Raw genomic sequence first — 17146 nt, 5'->3', positions numbered from 1 at the left:
TTAACAGACGTAACAGGTTATAACCGCTCCCCGGCATCCTGTTCGCTTTCCTAGGAGACTAATATAACTGGTTATATTTGATTCCGCATCTCTGCAATACCTGTTATATCTGCATAACCAGTTAAATAGTACTTAATGCAGAACCCTTTCACAGCAAGGGTTACAAGATATAGTTATAAAGACCTTATCTAGTTACAAGTTAGTTTCCAGCATACTGTTATCTATAATATATAACCTGTTAGTTTATTTTAATCTGTTAGATTATTCATAAACTGTTATCACCAGCGCATCAAACTTGTTAGATAACTTGTTATGATACTTGTAACACTTTGTAGGCTTCTAACAGATTACAAAATCTTCCGCAATGCGATCGCAGGGCTGGAGAAACAGGCGTTGGAGCGCTGCCAAGGAGTGAGCTTAGAACCAAGAGGGGGCTGGGCTAATTGGCTTGTCCAGACCCCCTTGAAACCAGAAATTCCTGAAGGGGCTTCAATGCTTGACTTTGTTAAAACAAGGCATTTGCGGGGCAAAAGGTAAGCGGATTTGATGGATTTGGCTTGGGGCTTCCATTCATCGTGGGTGGCAGTGGCGATCGCTTCTATCAGTTATGTCTTATCAATTTTTCACGGCATAACCAAATTTGGGTCATTCTTGCGTATGCTAACGGTTATGGTGCGTAGTACTGCTAACGTGGAGGCTTAAGCCGCCAAATTTTCCCCGATGGACTTGTACCAATTCCTTGGTGCGATCGCCTATGCCCAATCCCCCGCCGCCAAATTGAATGCGCTGGTACTTCAAGGGGCGCGATCGCACGCTCGGAGTTTCACCTCTGGCTGACGGAGCGATAGTACAGTAGTAACGGCGATATCCCCAGTGGCGTGGGTGATGTCCCGGCAGTGGCACTGTGGAATTCTCATTCCCGACATCGGGAATCGCAAAACACCAGGGGAGCGACGAACACCCAATAAATTAATCTTCTCTAGCAATGTATTTCTATATATAACTAGATACATTATCTCAGTAGTTATTCAAGTACAGATGATTATTTATTTATAATAAAAACAAATCGTGTGTACTGCCAAAAGCGTTGCTATGCATAGGGTGTACCCAAAAAATTATCAAAAATTTTTCTTTCCAAGTTCTGATAGGAATTTAATCGAAGTAAAGTATTAAATCACACTTTTAATTTACGGAGGGAGATGCATTTGGGCAGTAGAGCTAGCGCGACAGTTTCCCCGCCCAGCGCTACGACAATTCCCCAACTTCACGATGGGGTAATGACAGACTAGTTTCCTCTCTAACCTGTTCATCAATATCCATAACAAGTTACTCTCTCCCAGAGAACAGCTTTCGTGGGAAACTTCAAAGCTTCAAGGGGCATGACTCAACTGCAAATTTTCTCGGAGACGCGAGAGCGATCGCGCCATCGGTTTGATTCCCAATCCCCAATCCCCGGCGAACACCCAAGACATTAATATTTCTCTATCAATGTATTTATATATATAAGTGCTTAGATTATCTCAGTAGTTATAAGAGTACACACGATAATATATTTATAATAAAAACAAATCGTGTGTACTGGCGGAAGCCCTACCATGTATATGGTCTACCAAAAATATTGTCAAAAAACTTTTTTTCAATTCCTGCTGGGGATTAAATCTAATTCAAGTAGTAAATAATACTTGTCATCTCTAGCTAGGAAATACCTGTGGACATGAGTGCGATCGCCTCCACTTCATCCCCTATGCCCAATCCGCCGCCGCCAAATTGAATGCGCTGGTACTTTAGCGCAGCGCGATCGCGCTTTTGAGTTTCACCCCAAGCTTACCGGGGGGTAGCACAGCGACAGCGATGTCCCAGCAGTGGCACTGTCCAATTCTCAATTCCCAACCTTGGGAATCCAATCCCAAAGCACCAGGGGAGCGGCCAACACCCAATAAATTAATCTTCTATAGCAATGTATTTTTATATATAAGTGCTTAGATTATATCAGTAGTTATAAGAGTACACACGATAATATATTTATAATAAAAACAAATCGTGTGTACTGTTGAAAGCCTTACCATATATATCGTCTACCAAAAATATTGTCAAAAAATTTTTTTTCAATTCCTGCTGGGGATTAAATCTAATTCAGGTATTAAATAGTACTTTTTACCCTGACCAGGAAATACCTGTGGACATGAGTGCGATCGCTTCCACATCCTGCTCTTAATTCTTCACCCCACGACCGACCACCAACCGCCGCCAAATTTTCCCCACTGGACTCATGCCCATTCCCAATGGCCTTGTACCAATTCCCCATGCCAATCGCCACCGCTAAAATTTCCCCACTGGCACTTCCGTGCGATTGCGTTCATTGGTTATGTTTTATCAGTTTTGTAGGGCATAACCAGTTTGGGCGCGATGCGATTTCTGCCCGTGTGTAGTCACGCTGACTATATATAGTAATTAATTACCGTGACTACCAAATATGACTATCACCCCCATCCCCATCCCCAATTCTCACCGTGACTACGGGGTGAGGGTTTATGGAGCGATCGCTTTTATTGGTTATGTCTCATCATCTTCTTGCGGCATCACCTTTTGCAAGGCGATTTCAATTTCCGCCAGCGCTTGGTCGATGACTTCTAGTCGCTTGCGGTTGTTCCATTCCCTGTAGGCCTCCTTCACCTCTGGCACTGAACCCAGCCCCGTGTTACTGTCCACCCTGCCTATGTGTTGATGGCAGGTAAAATTACCAGAACCACGATGCCCATACTTTTTTGGATTGCGCTGGAATATCGGCTTGTCTGCCTGCCATTTGGCATAAATATATTCTCCGATAAACCCGTCTGGATAACGCTTTCTCACCACATATTGATGTATCCACACCCCAGGTGGTGACATCGGTTTTTTGACTAACTCTTCTCGTTCTTGCTCAAGCTGTTGCAGCTGTTCAATCAGGTTTTGAATCTTGGTCATGACGGTCATGACAGTTAAATTGGTTATGTTTTATTAGCTTCTCACGGCATAACCATTTTGGCGCGGGTTCTAACGCGATGACTGCGGCAACCTGGCGGAACGCGTCCATCTCCCAATACCCAAAAATCGCCGCCGCCAAGTTTCCCCCGGTGCGATCGCCTCCAAATCTTCCGGCTGGACTTCACCCCACTTTTCCCGCGACTTGGTTATAGGGGAATGGCACGCTTGAAAAGCGGAAACGCTTATCAATTAGGCAGTTTGCAATTGTTTACATAATTCTTGCCGGAGTTTGGTCAATCTAGGATAGGCTTTGGGGCGGCGTTTGGTGACTCGTGGTTCGCAGCGTGCAGAACGGTCGGGGACAACCTTGTGAACAATAATTTTCAGCAAACTACGATAAAGTCGGATGCGTTTTTGAGAGTGAGCAGTTTCTAATTTAGAAATAAAATTCAGTAAATGATGTCGAGTACCTTGAACGCACATTGCGCGTACAAAAAGCATCCTACTACAATTATTGCTAGTAAGGACTCGGAGCAGGTTCTCCCGCACTGTTAGTCCAAATGTCGTTTGGCAGTGAGCGATCTCGGTGACACACCCGATCAAGGTCAGGATACGTGATTGTGTCTACTGCCGCTCGGGTGCCGACTATTAGGCATCGCGTTGCCTTGGCGCTACAATTCTCAAGGAAGTGACCTACCGACACTCCTGCTTGAAAAGTTGCAGCGTCACCAGGACGCAGTACAGTCTTTGTGTCTCCTTCAATCAGCGTGATCTCGCCTTCAAGGACATAGACCATTTCATCCTCAGCACTATGCCAATGCTTGATCGATGAACGAGAGCCTGGTTGCAGGACTTCGATGAAGGCACCGAACTGGGTAAGCCCTCCTGCTTCGCTGATCCAGAGCGTGCGATTTGGCTCGTGCGCGGCGTGGGAAGGGCTTTCTTCTATGACGAGACGATCAGGAGTAATAACAGTCATGCTGACACCTCTAGGAATTCTCTTGAAATATCTATTCCATTATGTGTAGGAGCCAGCAATAAGAAACGCTCCGACCAGCAATAATTGGCATTCTTGCGTATGCTAACGGTTAGCTTGCGTACTACTGCTAAACCTTCGTGCGATCGCAAGAATGCCCAATGACAAATGACCAATGGCTATTGACTGACCGCTGCAAAATTTAAGCGCTGGCGATCGCTACCACCCCACTTCTGTGCAATGGCGATCGCACAACCTATCACATCTTTAATACACCCCATTTCTCAGAAAGTTTTTAAAAACAAGGGGTAGTTTTAGCGTGTGGTTGAATGAGAAATTTCATAGGCGTTTTGTGGCAGTGTCGGGTCAAGGAAAAATCACTGACCAGCGCGGCTGAAATTTCGGATTTGGGGGTGCGATCGCATTGAGTTGGTGATGTGACGTTCTTAGAGTTTCTGCAAGGATTGGTCTCAAACCCTTGCAAATACTTGCTTACAAATTTTTGGACGAGTCTAGTGCTTTTGAGAGAGTCTGCCATAACCGCAAGCCTACATCTCGGATGTAATCTTCGTCATAACCTGAGCTTTTAGCAATCTCTGCATAGGTGTATCCTTGGCAAGACAATCTCAATACTAATTCTTGGATATTGCTTAAATGCTTTGTCTGCAATAGTGTATCTACAACGAGCTTTGCTTGCTCAAACGTCAACTCTGGCGTTTTGTTTGGGATTTGATCGTTACTTAAATACTTTTGCTGTAATACTCGTTGCAAAACTAGCATGGCTTGCTCAAAGGTCAAATTTATTGCTCCTACAGGCTATAAGAAAAATATTATCCTGATTATAATGCCGCATTATTCAAAAGTTAGAGTTTCACTATACTCCTAAACACGCTTCTTGGTGAGCCAGTTTTCCATCAAAACTTGTTTTAACAACTCTAGCAGAGAAGTTATTTCGTCTAAATTAGATTTCAATTTAATAACAGACTCGTCATAAAACTTTTTTCTGTGTAAAGCTTGACGAGCCAATGCTTCATCACCCTTCTGAAGAGAAAGTTGGGCATTCCGTTGCCATTTCTGAGCATCTTCTTGAGCTTCGTTATACTTTGACTCAATGCGTTTTTGACTAGCAATAGCCTCTGCAAGTATCTGGCGAAATTCCTCTAGGCCTACTTGAGAACTTTTAGATTTTTTTCTGAGCTTTTGTATGGTGCGTATTTCTTCTTCGATTTCCAGTTCGATTTCCAGTTTAATAATTTCGCTTTCAAACTTTATTAGCTGTCGCTTTTGGGTTTCTACCTGGACAGTTTGTTCGTCAAGATAAGCTTTCAAATCAAGGACAGCTTTGGCATAATATTCTGGCCGATTTAGTGCTTGACTAACTAACGTTATATTCCCTTCTTGCTGTGCTTTATCGACATCATCCTGCCATTCTTTCGCTTCCTTTTGAGCCTCGTGGTACTGTTTCTCAATGCATTTTTGATTGGCAATAATCTGAGTAACCAACTGTCGGAATTCGATTAATTCTTTCTGCTTATCTAGTAACAATTGCTCTTTTTCGTAAAGCATGGCTTTGATTGTTGCTTCCAGCAATAATATTTAAGTCAGTAAATATGTCAGGTATACCATAGATGCCCAGCAACCCTGATAAAATTAGGAGCCATGACACCAAAAATGGCGAAGTGGGTGATGACACGCAGTAAGAGAGCGCCCTGGTTCTAGAAGAGGAAAAATGCCAATGCCAGAAAAATCAGGACTGTTTACGCCCTTTAGACTAGGTTCGCTTGACCTGACCAACCGTATCATCATGTCTCCCATGACCCGACTGAGGGCTACTACTGACTGTGTACCTACCCCCTTAATGGTCGAATACTACACCCAGAGAGCTTCAGCCGGACTCATTATTACCGAAGGCACGCATCCCTCTCCAATGGGGCGGGGCTACACAACCTGTCCTGGGCTGCACAATGAAGAGCAGGTTGAAGGCTGGCGAAAAGTGACAGATGCAGTTCATGCTGCTGGCGGTCGGATATTTGTGCAACTGATGCACGCAGGACGGGTATCACACTCCTCCCTATTACCTAACAATGCCCTACCGATTGCACCTTCGGCTATCCCAGTGGTGTCCGAAGAAGTTCGCGTTTGGAATGGCAAAGTCCCTTTCGAGACACCCCGAGCTTTAGAGTTGGACGAAATACCCAAAATAGTAGAAGAGTACCGCACAGCAGCAGAACTCTCTATTGAAGCAGGTTTTGATGGTGTGGAACTTCATGCTGCAACTGGATACCTCCCAAACCAGTTTCAAGTCAGTGGCTCCAACCAACGCACGGATGCCTATGGTGGCACATTGGAGAATCGAACTCGCTTCACGCTCGAAGTAGTCAATGCTCTGTGTAGCGTCCGGGGAGCGGAGCGGATTGGGGTCAAGATCGCCCCCGGCTTCACAGTCAACGATACATTCGATGACAATCCTGTCGAAACTTACACCTATGTCGCAAAAGCACTCAGTCCACTGGGTTTGGCATACTTGCACGTCGGGTATGACCGAGGTTACGCCCGAGGAACTGCACCGAACTTCAACCCCATTGATCTCATACGTAGCGTTTACCAAGGAACACTGCTGGCTGTGGGTGGCTTTGATCGACAACGAGGTGATGAAGCAATTACAAGCGAGCGGGCTGATGCCATAGTTTTTGGGCGACTGTTTATCTCTAACCCTGACTTAGTGGAGCGGCTTTGGCTCAATGCCCCGCTGACCGAAGCTGATGTCAGGGGGTTCTATGGTGGTAATGAACTTGGTTACACAGACTATCAAACCCTGTCGCAACTCCATTGAGCAGACGGTCTGCTTATTGTCCTTGTGGTAGATGACATCGATCGCAAATACATGCGAATTCAATCATTATGAACCCAGATTTACCCAAGTTTACCAAAATGCCGTCAGCCAATAATTGAAGTCGGATTTGTCCAAATTATCCTGCTTTTATCACTTTCGGCGGAGAATAATCTGGAACGCTTAGAGCAACTGTGGCAGGCGTGGCGGTGAAGGGGGTAAGGGCGCGCGCCATAATGTCTACCTGAGATGTCGTAGCTAGTTAATAGGTTGCTCTGACAATCTTTGCAAAAGGTTTTGTATTTTGCTAGTTAAAACAATCTCACTCTCGGTAAATTCTTCGCAAATATTATCATCAACTTGATATGTAACTTGTAGACCATGAATAGTCTTCATCTTGGCATTAATCGCATAAATATCAAACTCTGGTGTAAAACATAAGTGACATCTGCCAAGATATCCATGTTCTCGCGATCGTGACAAGACTAATCGATGCAGTGATTGTCCCGCACGAAGACACCGATTATAGCCCTGGTCTTGCATAGAAGTCACCAATTTCACCATCAGTTCAGCTAACTGTTCTCCTAAAAATCCCCTCATTCGGCTGCCATCATAAAATTTTCTAATTGAGTCCCAACTGCTCATGAACTTCTGTTCAACTAGGTTATCAGACTCAAAAAAATTATCAGGTTTATTCATTAAAAATCCTCATCTGCTACAGGTGGGTCAATGGGTGCTATTGATGGGGTACTGGGTGGAGGAGGGGCAAGGGGCGATGAGGGTGATGCTGCTCTTGTCACTTTTCACAATCGGCTACAGGATCGCTGTCTTTGTTTTGCTTCCTTGTTTCGCAAGCTAGACCCTTTGAATTTTTAGCGGCATCATCAAACCATCGATCCGGGGGCTTTTCAGCTAAATAATCCGTAATTATCATACTAAAAACGAACAATAGAGATGGAATCAACAACAAAGCAAGCAGAATATCTTGGACAATCGTTTGTTTTGTGGAAGGTTTATCTTCCTCTGGAGGCTGTTCTGGTTTGCTCACGACTAATACACCACTCTTGACACTATCCTTAGCAATCCCAAAATCAAACCTTCACCTACCAACCTTGTAATATTTTCCCACTGCGCTTACGCGTTCATTCATTGCTGATGTTTCCTGCAAGATTCTGGCGACATCACCTTCTTGGGCGCGATTCGATTTCACTTCCAGTCCCCAGTCAAGTGTACCCACGACAGAAGTTGTGGGATACAAGCCCACAACTGAAGTTTTTTATCTTACTTGCGACAAGCGACTTCCGACTTGCTACTTGTTTTTGTGGGGCGGGATTATAGCGATACAGTTCTCAAAGAGAACATTTTGGATTCCCGCCTGCGGGAATGGCGCGGTTGATTCCCCGCTTTTTCTTGGGGTCATTGTGACACGCCCGATTATGAGGGCGGTTTTAAGAAAATGCAGTAAGAAACGGAATTTATTGACTTGCCCAAAAGCTTTGTTTATAAGGGTTATAGCTTGGAGCGACCGCCTAACTTCCTTGCTTCCTTGCTCGGTCGAGGCAGGGGGAGCTGGGGAAGCTGGGGCGGCTCTTGGAGAAAATTGCGATCGCTACCACTCAACAAGATAAAAGCGAGTTTGTTTTTGCACAGCTTTACGTAATATCAACTCCAAAGCACGCAAGTCCCACAAAAGCCACCATGCACCTTCAGGGCTTTTGTCAACTTTAGGATGGGCTAAAAGATATGAGAAGAGTTTCTCAACAGTATCAAGCTCCGACCGCGCAACGACTCTGCTCAGTCGTAGCTCGAAAATTTTCTTAGCGTACAATTTTCCTTTTCTGGCACGGTGATGCCTTGTATCACCTTCTCAAACATTGCTCTAAAAATATTTTTTATCAACATACACACTTATATCTTTATATAATACTATAAGAGTATTGAGTTGAGTTTTAGTATGGGCAAAGAAGAAGGTGTAAAGCTTTCAGCCCTTGAAGAAGACATCCTAACCCTTATGGGGACTCAGAAAATGTACGGTCTTGAAATGTTGGAGGGGCTGAACGAATATAGACCAATCCCGATTGGATTCGGCAGCTTATACCCCACCTTAAACAGACTTGAAAAAAAAGGATTAATTTCTTGGAAATGGGGTGATGAGCAAGACCAAACAGGTGGGGCAAGGCGCAAGTACTACATAGTCACAGGTATGGGGTCTAATGTACTTAAAGAAGTTCAACAATACCGTAGACTGTTAGCTTTCCGTGCCCAACAAGGTCCACTTGCACCACAAGGGGGTTAATGGATGCGAATATTTGACATCACTAATTACCGGAAGCTGATGTTTTTGCTGGGGCTGGCACTGGGGCTGAAATTCGGGGTAGAAGAGGGGCTGGGGTACGGGCATCTGCTGACACAAGGACAGAGGTTGCTGGTGCTAGTGCTGATACTAGGGCTAGGGTTGGTGCTGGTGCTGGTAATAGGGCTGGGGCTGGGGCTGGGGCTGAAAGAGAAACACTGGCCAATGCCGAGGCGGGGGCTGTGGCTGTGGCGGGGGCTGATACTGGGGGGGGTGCTGGGGATTACAATAGGGCTGGGGCTGGCGCTTGGGCTGATGCTAGGGCTGGTGCTAGGGCTGATGCTGGCGCTGGGGCTGACACTGGGGCTGGGGCTGCTGGAGCGATGGGAGATTTCAAAAGGTTATATGCCCTGGTTACGTAAAGTGCTTCCGCAAGACTGGTGGGGAGAGCTAGAAGCCTTGCGTCATAAATGGCGCAAGCAAGGGCAATCCAAGCTTTGGATTAGAGTTATGACACATATTCACTTACTGGATATGCTCAAGGGTTACGTTCAAATAAAGATAGAGAATGCCAAGTTTTTCAAGATAGTTTTTCGTAGAAAAAACTAACATATAAAACTTATCTGGTGTTTTCCAGACTCTCAGATAAGCACCTCGCTTGAAAACAAAAAGCCCCAGAGATATGTGTAAAAACCTGCAAGATGGTTTGAAAACCCTTATTCTGTATGGTTTTGATAATTTGATACAGTAGGGTCAAAAAAGCCGTGTTCACTAACGAGAAATCAAGCTTTTTGGGGTCATCTTGCAGGAAAAAACACATATCTCGGCTCAATGCCTAATTGATGTACATTGGTTAACCACCCCTTGCCAGTAATTTAGGGGTCGATAGTCAAGTCAAGCCAGGACTAAAGCCAATGGTGCGGCGATCGCAATTGGAAGCCCCGACTACGCAAGAACAGTGCGCGATAATAGCTCCTATAAGCTCTTATAAGCATTGATAAAGCTGGGTTTTGGCAATTAAAGTAAGAAATTAAGTCAATACGTTTCTTACCTCGTAGTTTTTAGTGGCATCTTGGCTCAATACCAAAATCAGCCCTCACCGTATTGGGGGGTTGGATATGAAAACTAAAATTGCACAACAGCTTCGACTTTCCCGATGTCGGGAATGGCGTGGTTGATTCCCCACCCAGATATATACTGTAAAAAATTACTGCATTTTCCAACGGCATTGCATCTGGGGTTAAAGTATATGCAGTAGTTTTTGCAGTAAAAAAAGCAGTAAATTATGACCGTTATTAGCTTTACGAACCTAAAGGGAGGCGTTGGAAAATCCAGCACCGCCGCCCATTTTATCTACTGGCTCTCTGCGGTAAAGAAGAAAAAAGTTTCAGTAGTGGACGCGGACGGACAGGGAAGTACCTCAACATGGCTGGAGTCCTTGGAGTTAAATATCCCCATACAGCGGATCACCGACCCCGACACTTTAGCTGAAGAAATTCCCCGGCTGGAGGAAGATGTAGATTATGTGGTTGTGGACAATGCTGGGAACTTGGGCGAGGCTACCAGATGCACACTACTTACTGCAAAAATCGCAGTAATTCCGGTAACTCCCTCCGGTTTAGATTTAGTGTCCGCCGCCGCCGCAGTAAAAATGGTGCGGCAGATTCAAAAAGCGAGGAACGGTTTACCCAAAGCTGGGATATTCATTAATCGCGGGATAAAAAATACTAAGTTGCTGAAGGAAGCTCAGGAATTGCTAGGACAACTTGAGGGGGTAACTGCATTCAAGCAAATCATTTATCAACGTCAGGCGATCGCCGATGCTTTTCTCCAAAGAACAACTTTGTGGGGAATGAGAGGGACACAGGATGGAGCAGCTGATTATCAAAAGTTATTCAACGAGATTTTGAGGTTAGCGAAATGACCAAAAAAACTCGAAATGCTCTGACTGAATTGGTGTCACAATTTTCCTTCGATGACCTAGCGCCAGAACCAGAAAAAACAAAATCTAAATCTAATTCCAAGCAACAATCTTCACCAAAGGCATCTAAAAAGCAAAGCCAAAAAACTGAAGATAAAGTCAATTTACTGGAGAAAATAAAACAGCAGCAGAAGACAGAAACCACCCGTATCACCTTGGACTTAGACCCTCTAACTTACGAGCAGTTGAACCAGCTAGCCGAATATACGGGTATGACAAAAGCCAAGCTGCTCAGGGCTTTGATTCAGGAGATGGCTAATTTACTGCAAAAATAACAGTAAAAAATGCAGTAATAGTTGCAGTAAAAAAGTTCCTAAATTTATTAACTTGATGGCGGGGTGGGAAGGTTATACGCCAAGATTTAGTAGGTACAATTTTTCTTTTCGGAACGGTGATGTCCCTAATGTCTGACATCAAAATTGATGCAGTGATTTGCGCTCGTAGCGGCAGCATTTTAATAGTTTTTTATTCAACCGAAAAATGTTGGCAGTTCCGAATTATCAGCCACACCGGGGGGATTTTTGGATTAGAACAAATTTATTACACCTACGATGCGGCGCTCAAAGCTGGGCGGGAATGGCTCTTGGATGAAGTAATGGGCGATCGCAACTCCCGGCGCTCTTACTCCCATAGCGATTCCCAAGTCGGGAAAGTAATCGCAAATAGAGCTGTAGTGAAAATCTGAGTTAGCTATTAATTTCATCAAACTTCTGCACCTCATCTCCCCACACATCCCACATTGGGCGCGATTGGCGTGAAAACATCTCCAGTTTCGTCATCCCTGGACATTTGAACTTAAAGGGCATCAAATTCTCACGAACATGAGTGAAGTTCCGACTCCTCAACAAAATTCGGAACTTTTTTGGAATCCAGCTAAACTATACCGTTTAGTTTCTCCTTGGACGCAGCTTCCGTAACACTACCCCAAGTTGGTGGATACCTTGGCGCAAGAAGCTGGTATTCCTAAGAAGATGTCACCGCACCGGATTCGGCATAGTGCGATTACTAAAGCTACTGAGGTGTTTGAGGGAGATTACCAAAAGGTGCAGAAGTTTAGCAGGCACGCGAATTTAATTTGGAGCAGATGTTGCCCATACACATCTATATTAGATTTGCTTTCTGAGTTTTTTTCTTACCAAATTTTTAATCTAATTGCTAAAATTACCTAAAAACCAAACAATGTTCAGTATTAATTTGACAAAACAGGTTTTTCATCTTTTCGCGCCCTTTGCACATCTGCATTCAAATTCGTTTGTTGAGTAAAAATTCTTATGATGGTTGATCAGCATGGTGAGTAAGGGTGTAGATGAAGATGAAGCTTTAAAGACTACGACAGAACAAGCCTCTGAGGGTATAGAGCTACGTAGTGGTGGCTGTGCTGGAATTGACGAGATTGGTTGGAGTCAAAAGTTAGGGAGAAATTTATCAACCGATGAAATCGAAGCAAAAGTAGAGCATTTAAGGCAGCAGCTTCTAGAAAACTCAGATGTTAAAAAAGTTAGGAATACTTTAAAAAAGTGTGATATCACCAAGAATGAGCAATTAATTGCATTGGTGAAGCGCTATAACTTTGATAGTCCTGGGATTACTTTCACTCCTGAGAACTATTACTCGTGGACGAAACTAGCAGATGGAAAATGCACTATCAATGATGTGCGATACCTTGTCCATGAAATCGCAGAAGTTGAGGAATTAAGATGTATTCAACAACAAAATGGTTTTGATTTTATGGCTACCAATTGGGATAACATGACACGCAGAAAGAAACAGGAATGGCGAACAGACTTTAAATATTATTATATGCAAGCCCATAGCAAAGCACTGGAAGCTGAGTATGACTTTCTTGCTAAAAAAGTATCAGATGCTACTAACAGTGAAATTCCATTTTCACGAATTGTAGCAGCAGCGATAGACCCAAGCAGGGATGAGGCTCGTAGATATATGTTAGTAGATGGAATATCTCTGGAAGAACATCCTAATTTTAGTGATTGGCAACTACGGGCAAAAGAAATTGTCAAACTTAATCGAAAACAGCGACTTAGATTAGGATTTACAGTAAATCCCCAACTGAATGATTTGCTAAGAGCAGTTAAACAAATAAAACTTTATTAAATTAATATTTTAAACACTATCTCTGCTACATCATACAGAGAGGAAAACTATGTTAAACGATAATGAATTTCAAGAATTAGTGGAGGATTTGTCAAGTACAGACGTATCCATACGTGTTGCTGCATTAGAAATTTTATGCCAAGAGCCTTTAGAAGATGAACGTGTATTACCGCATTTAGAGGCTTTGTTGAATGACACAACACCATGTGTTGTTATGCTGCCATATCGCTTTGGAGAAATTCGTTGGTTAGCAGCCAAAGCTTTGGTTGCAGAACGTGCAGCACTTGGACACAGTGAACCAGTACGCTTACATGGTGTTATCCAACCGTTTGATACAGAAGAATTTACGTCCTTGGCATTAGCTGCTGGTGTAAAAAGTGGAAGTGGTGTTGATGGAGTACTAAAAGCTTTCGTTATTCTTCGTGAAATGGGGCGATTGCCATTATATGATTTAGAACTTGTACCTAATATAAAAAATAAACAAGATAATAAGATTGATAATTTAATATCTTCTAATGGTACTAAATCTGAAAAAGTAGTTATTCAAACACTGGAATCATCTGCCATTTCTAAGTCTTATACAAATTCTGAATTTAATAGAGACGAAAACACTTACTGCATTGATTTTTCTTCTGATCCTAAAGTTGTTTGGGCAGTAGTTGAAGGCGAACGTTTAACTTATGGGCATCTTTTTAACCCCACCTTTGCTACAGAAACTTCAATAATTGAACCTCTGCCTCATCAGCGCATCGCAGTTTATGAGTATTTATTAAAACAACCACGCCTACGTTTTATGTTAGCTGACGATGCGGGGGCTGGTAAAACAATTATGACGGGGCTGTATATCAGAGAAATGTTGAGCCGTCGGTTAATCAACAGAGTTCTTATTGTCCCGCCAGCAGGTTTGGTAGGTAATTGGGAACGCGAAATGAAAACATTGTTCAGTTTGACATTTCGTGTCGTCAGTGGCAGCGAAGCAAAGTCTAGTAATCCTTTTACTAGTGCTGATAGCGACTTGCTCATTGTTAGTGTTGATACACTAGCTGGAAATTCAATGTTGAAGTGCTTGTCAGAACCAGAAGTTGTTCCTTACGACTTAGTAATTTTTGACGAAGCACATAAGTTGTCTGCGGATCGCGAAGCCGACTTTTATATCCGTAAAAGCAAGCGATACCTGCTTGCCGAAGCTTTGGCTGGCAGTGGTGAGACAGAAGAAGATCACTTGTCACTTCCTTGGCATTGTCATCATCTCTTGTTGCTAACTGCAACTCCCCACATGGGTAAAGAATTTCCTTATTATTGTCTGTGGCGGTTGCTGGAACCAGAAGTTCTTTCCACAATTGAGGCTTTTAATGCTTACCCTGCGGATGCACGGCGAAGACATTTCATCCGTCGCACCAAAGAAGAGATGGTGTATTACGATGAAAGACCAATTTACCCAATGCGAATTTCCGATACTTTAAGCTACGAACTAACGCAGGGAGAAATCAGCGAACAGACACTTTATGACGAAACTACTAACTATATTCAATCGTATTATAACCGTGCCAAAATTTTGAACCGTTCAGCAGCACGATTGGCGATGAGTGTGTTTCAACGGCGCTTGGCTTCTTCCACTTATGCACTAATAAAATCTTTTGAACGACGACGAGACAAACTCAATACATGGATTGCAGATATTGAATCTGGTCGTATTTCAATTGAAGATTTAGGTAGCAAGCAGCGAGAATTAGATAAAAATGCACGGGATGTTTTGGATGAAAAAACTGCTGATGAAGAAGCTATATCAAATGGGAAAGAGGAAAGTGAAGCTGCTCAAGAAGATGTATTAGAAGGGGTAGCAGCAGTATCTATTTCTGAGTTAAAAGCTGAAAAAGTTAAAGTTGAGTATCTCTTAGATTTGGCTATTCAAGTTTATGACATTGGTCAAGAATCAAAATTTGAGAAGCTACGAGAATTTTTAACTTATTCCGAGTACGAGAAACAAAAAATTAAAGGTGAAAAAATCATCATTTTTACAGAACATCGGGATACTCTAACTTTTTTAGTTGACCGACTCGAAGGTATGGGTTTTACAGGGCGGGTGGCGACACTACACGGTGGAATGCCTTATAGCGAACGGGACAAACAGATAGAATTCTTCCGTAAACCAGCCAGTGATGGTGGAGCTACTTATTTGGTAGCAACGGATGCCGCAGGTGAGGGAATTAATTTACAATTTTGCTGGTTGATGATTAATTATGATATTCCTTGGAACCCAGCGCGGCTGGAGCAGCGTATGGGTCGGATTCACCGTTTTGGGCAAAAGCATGACCCTGTAATTATCATTAACTTAGTAGCAGGAAAAACACGGGAAGGTAGAGTACTAAAAACCCTCCTTGATAAGCTGGAGAAAATCCGTAAAGAACTTGGTTCCGATAAAGTATTTGATGTGGTTGGGCGTGTTTTTGAAGGGGTCTCCATTAAACAGTATATGGAAGAAGCCATGACTGAGGAGGAAGCAGTAAAAGTTGTACAACAAATTGAGCAAAGCCTAACCCAAGAAAAAGTAAAAGTACTGCAACAGCAAGAAGAAAAATTGTTTGGCATAATTGGGGATGTTCGAGCAAAACTTCCTCAACTAAATGTCCAACGTCAGCATGAAGAACTACGTCGTCTGCTACCTGGTCATGTTCGGAGATTTGTAGAAAAAGCTGCACCACTTGTAGGAATTAGTATTGAGGGAGATTTAAATGGTTATTTCCACTTTCGAGCAAAGCAACCAGGGTCATTAGACTGGCTATTACCATTTCTTGAAGTTTATTCAGCTGAACAACAGTCTGAGGAAGTAGCTTCTTCAGAAATACGTTTAACTTTTCACAAACCAAAAAATAAAACAGCTGCTATCTTTCTCCACCCAGGCGAACCTATATTCGAGCGATTTCGACAGTATATCTGCGGTAAATTTGCTCAAGATGCATTGAAAGGAGGTATCTTTGTTGATACTAATACAAAGCAACCTTACATATTTCATATATTAATAATTTCTGTGATTAGAGAAGCTGACCTGACACAAAGACAGTTAGCAAGGAAGGAAGTACTGGAGTCTAGGCTTGTTGGATTGAAGTATCTAGCAGATGGCTGTATTGAGGAAGTTGCACCAGAATACCTGACACTGCTCAAAGAAGGTAAAGGGATACCGCCACAAGCTAGTTCTTTAGTAGCAACAGCTAAGGAATCATGCGAACTAGCTAAAGCTTATGCTTTAGATTTTATAGCACAAAAGCAAGTTTTGAACCGACGCGAAGCACTTAAGGAAACATTGCCAGAACGAATTCAATTTTTGAAGCGCGGTTACGACTATCAGGAATCAGAATTACTGCTAAGAAGGCAGAGACTGAGAGAAAAAGCTAATGCAGACGATCCTCGTGCGAAGGGAGAAATAACTAAAATAAAAAACCGCCAACGACAGTTAACTAGTTTGAAAGAACAAGCAATTACTACCCTGCACCGCGAACCCGAATTAATCGTACCAGGAGATGTGACCTGTATAGCTCACGCTTTAGTAATACCATCCGCAGACCCTGAAGATAAAAAGCGCCAGGATAAAGAAATTGAAGCCATTGCTATGCAAAAAGCTAGGGAATACGAAGAATCTCTGGGTGCTACAGTTAGAGACGTTTCCACACCAGAATTAGCGCGATATGCTGATTTAACAGATTATCCAGGTTTTGATTTACTTTCTCAATATCCCGATGGCAAGCAGCTATCCATAGAAGTTAAAGGACGGGCGGGTATTGGAAATGTGGAGTTAACCGAAAATGAGTGGGTAGCGGCTTGTAATTTAAGAGAGCGTTACTGGTTATATGTGGTATTTAATTGTGCCAGCCCCCATCCTCGATTAATACGAATTAAAGACCCGTTTGGCAAATTAATTGTAAAAACTAAAACGAGTGTGTTAATTGATGCACAAGATATTTTCCAAGCTGCGGAGAGTTAATTAGGAGTAAA

General features: G+C 43.1%; 18 protein-coding genes. 9 read left to right on the top strand and 9 right to left on the bottom strand.

Annotated elements, in window-relative coordinates:
- Window positions 1–660: 660 nt before the first annotated feature.
- From AACU32_RS40615 to AACU32_RS40605, 3 genes are all read right to left on the bottom strand, one after another.
- Window positions 661–903, bottom strand: a complete 243-nt coding sequence (locus AACU32_RS40615) for a hypothetical protein (protein ID WP_339378760.1) — start codon at window positions 901–903, stop codon at window positions 661–663.
- A gap of 1237 nt (window positions 904–2140) precedes the next feature.
- Window positions 2141–2305 (bottom strand): hypothetical protein, encoded by a 165-nt coding sequence (locus AACU32_RS40610; RefSeq protein ID WP_339378759.1) that lies wholly within the window; start codon window positions 2303–2305, stop codon window positions 2141–2143.
- A 248-nt stretch (window positions 2306–2553) separates the two neighbouring features.
- The gene (locus AACU32_RS40605) at window positions 2554–2973 is read right to left on the bottom strand and encodes a hypothetical protein (RefSeq protein WP_096608424.1); all 420 of its coding nucleotides are present in this window, start codon (window positions 2971–2973) and stop codon (window positions 2554–2556) included.
- 68 nt (window positions 2974–3041) lie between these two features.
- Here AACU32_RS40605 and AACU32_RS40600 point away from each other — a divergent pair, with 68 nt between their 5' ends.
- Window positions 3042–3176 carry a hypothetical protein gene (locus AACU32_RS40600; protein WP_339378758.1) on the top strand — a complete coding sequence of 45 codons (135 nt, stop codon included), beginning with the start codon at window positions 3042–3044 and terminating at the stop codon, window positions 3174–3176.
- A gap of 37 nt (window positions 3177–3213) precedes the next feature.
- On the opposite strand, the gene AACU32_RS40595 is transcribed toward AACU32_RS40600, so the two are convergent.
- The 4 genes from AACU32_RS40595 to AACU32_RS40580 form a co-directional block, all read right to left on the bottom strand.
- The gene (locus tag AACU32_RS40595) at window positions 3214–3465 is read right to left on the bottom strand and encodes a hypothetical protein (RefSeq protein ID WP_096608423.1); all 252 of its coding nucleotides are present in this window, start codon (window positions 3463–3465) and stop codon (window positions 3214–3216) included.
- Window positions 3466–3481: 16 nt separating this feature from the next.
- Entirely contained in the window at window positions 3482–3943 is a 462-nt protein-coding gene (locus AACU32_RS40590; protein ID WP_096608422.1) for a cupin domain-containing protein, read from the bottom strand.
- 489 nt (window positions 3944–4432) lie between these two features.
- The gene (locus AACU32_RS40585) at window positions 4433–4738 is read right to left on the bottom strand and encodes a hypothetical protein (RefSeq protein ID WP_339378757.1); all 306 of its coding nucleotides are present in this window, start codon (window positions 4736–4738) and stop codon (window positions 4433–4435) included.
- 84 nt (window positions 4739–4822) lie between these two features.
- On the bottom strand, window positions 4823–5506 hold the full coding sequence (locus AACU32_RS40580) for a PspA/IM30 family protein (protein WP_096608420.1): 684 nt from the start codon (window positions 5504–5506) through the stop codon (window positions 4823–4825).
- 169 nt (window positions 5507–5675) lie between these two features.
- Between AACU32_RS40580 and AACU32_RS40575 the strand changes: the two genes are divergently transcribed.
- Window positions 5676–6773, top strand: a complete 1098-nt coding sequence (locus AACU32_RS40575; RefSeq protein ID WP_339378756.1) for an alkene reductase — start codon at window positions 5676–5678, stop codon at window positions 6771–6773.
- A 255-nt stretch (window positions 6774–7028) separates the two neighbouring features.
- Here AACU32_RS40575 and AACU32_RS40570 read toward each other — a convergent pair whose 3' ends face one another.
- Together AACU32_RS40570 and AACU32_RS40565 are read right to left on the bottom strand one after the other, a co-directional pair.
- The gene (locus AACU32_RS40570) at window positions 7029–7469 is read right to left on the bottom strand and encodes a hypothetical protein (RefSeq protein ID WP_096608418.1); all 441 of its coding nucleotides are present in this window, start codon (window positions 7467–7469) and stop codon (window positions 7029–7031) included.
- 97 nt (window positions 7470–7566) lie between these two features.
- Window positions 7567–7818: a hypothetical protein gene (locus tag AACU32_RS40565; protein WP_096608417.1), complete on the bottom strand. Its 252-nt coding sequence runs from the start codon at window positions 7816–7818 to the stop codon at window positions 7567–7569.
- A 906-nt stretch (window positions 7819–8724) separates the two neighbouring features.
- On the opposite strand from AACU32_RS40565, the gene AACU32_RS40560 reads away from it, so the two are divergent.
- From AACU32_RS40560 to AACU32_RS40530, 7 genes are all read left to right on the top strand, one after another.
- Window positions 8725–9066 carry a PadR family transcriptional regulator gene (locus tag AACU32_RS40560; protein WP_096608415.1) on the top strand — a complete coding sequence of 114 codons (342 nt, stop codon included), beginning with the start codon at window positions 8725–8727 and terminating at the stop codon, window positions 9064–9066.
- Between the two features lie 3 nt (window positions 9067–9069).
- Window positions 9070–9672, top strand: a complete 603-nt coding sequence (locus AACU32_RS40555) for a hypothetical protein (protein WP_339378755.1) — start codon at window positions 9070–9072, stop codon at window positions 9670–9672.
- Between the two features lie 676 nt (window positions 9673–10348).
- A complete protein-coding gene (locus AACU32_RS40550) occupies window positions 10349–10987 on the top strand; it encodes an AAA family ATPase (protein ID WP_096608414.1) in 639 nt (212 codons plus the stop codon).
- Window positions 10984–11319, top strand: coding sequence for a hypothetical protein (locus tag AACU32_RS40545; RefSeq protein ID WP_096608413.1), 336 nt, complete (start codon window positions 10984–10986; stop codon window positions 11317–11319). The genes AACU32_RS40550 and AACU32_RS40545 overlap by 4 nt, the downstream gene beginning before the upstream one ends.
- Before the next feature lie 128 nt (window positions 11320–11447).
- Entirely contained in the window at window positions 11448–11729 is a 282-nt protein-coding gene (locus tag AACU32_RS40540) for a hypothetical protein (protein ID WP_339378754.1), read from the top strand.
- Between the two features lie 602 nt (window positions 11730–12331).
- Window positions 12332–13156, top strand: coding sequence for a hypothetical protein (locus tag AACU32_RS40535; protein ID WP_096608412.1), 825 nt, complete (start codon window positions 12332–12334; stop codon window positions 13154–13156).
- Between the two features lie 49 nt (window positions 13157–13205).
- Window positions 13206–17135, top strand: coding sequence for a helicase-related protein (locus AACU32_RS40530; RefSeq protein ID WP_096608411.1), 3930 nt, complete (start codon window positions 13206–13208; stop codon window positions 17133–17135).
- Window positions 17136–17146 lie beyond the last annotated feature (11 nt).

The sequence above is a fragment of the Calothrix sp. NIES-2100 genome, assembly GCF_963875285.1.
Classification (GTDB): domain Bacteria; phylum Cyanobacteriota; class Cyanobacteriia; order Cyanobacteriales; family Nostocaceae; genus Aulosira.
Note: the sequence above shows the minus strand (reverse complement) of the source record. Positions and strands in the feature narration are given on the sequence as shown.

Coding starts and splice junctions, on each gene's coding strand:
- AACU32_RS40610 (WP_339378759.1), bottom strand. CDS start 2,305: ATGGGGAATTGGTACAAGGCCATTGGGAATGGGCATGAGTCCAGTGGG.
- AACU32_RS40605 (WP_096608424.1), bottom strand. CDS start 2,973: ATGACCGTCATGACCAAGATTCAAAACCTGATTGAACAGCTGCAACAG.
- AACU32_RS40600 (WP_339378758.1), top strand. CDS start 3,042: ATGACTGCGGCAACCTGGCGGAACGCGTCCATCTCCCAATACCCAAAA.
- AACU32_RS40595 (WP_096608423.1), bottom strand. CDS start 3,465: ATGCTTTTTGTACGCGCAATGTGCGTTCAAGGTACTCGACATCATTTA.
- AACU32_RS40590 (WP_096608422.1), bottom strand. CDS start 3,943: ATGACTGTTATTACTCCTGATCGTCTCGTCATAGAAGAAAGCCCTTCC.
- AACU32_RS40580 (WP_096608420.1), bottom strand. CDS start 5,506: ATGCTTTACGAAAAAGAGCAATTGTTACTAGATAAGCAGAAAGAATTA.
- AACU32_RS40575 (WP_339378756.1), top strand. CDS start 5,676: ATGCCAGAAAAATCAGGACTGTTTACGCCCTTTAGACTAGGTTCGCTT.
- AACU32_RS40570 (WP_096608418.1), bottom strand. CDS start 7,469: ATGAATAAACCTGATAATTTTTTTGAGTCTGATAACCTAGTTGAACAG.
- AACU32_RS40560 (WP_096608415.1), top strand. CDS start 8,725: ATGGGCAAAGAAGAAGGTGTAAAGCTTTCAGCCCTTGAAGAAGACATC.
- AACU32_RS40555 (WP_339378755.1), top strand. CDS start 9,070: ATGCGAATATTTGACATCACTAATTACCGGAAGCTGATGTTTTTGCTG.
- AACU32_RS40550 (WP_096608414.1), top strand. CDS start 10,349: ATGACCGTTATTAGCTTTACGAACCTAAAGGGAGGCGTTGGAAAATCC.
- AACU32_RS40545 (WP_096608413.1), top strand. CDS start 10,984: ATGACCAAAAAAACTCGAAATGCTCTGACTGAATTGGTGTCACAATTT.
- AACU32_RS40540 (WP_339378754.1), top strand. CDS start 11,448: ATGTCTGACATCAAAATTGATGCAGTGATTTGCGCTCGTAGCGGCAGC.
- AACU32_RS40535 (WP_096608412.1), top strand. CDS start 12,332: ATGGTGAGTAAGGGTGTAGATGAAGATGAAGCTTTAAAGACTACGACA.
- AACU32_RS40530 (WP_096608411.1), top strand. CDS start 13,206: ATGTTAAACGATAATGAATTTCAAGAATTAGTGGAGGATTTGTCAAGT.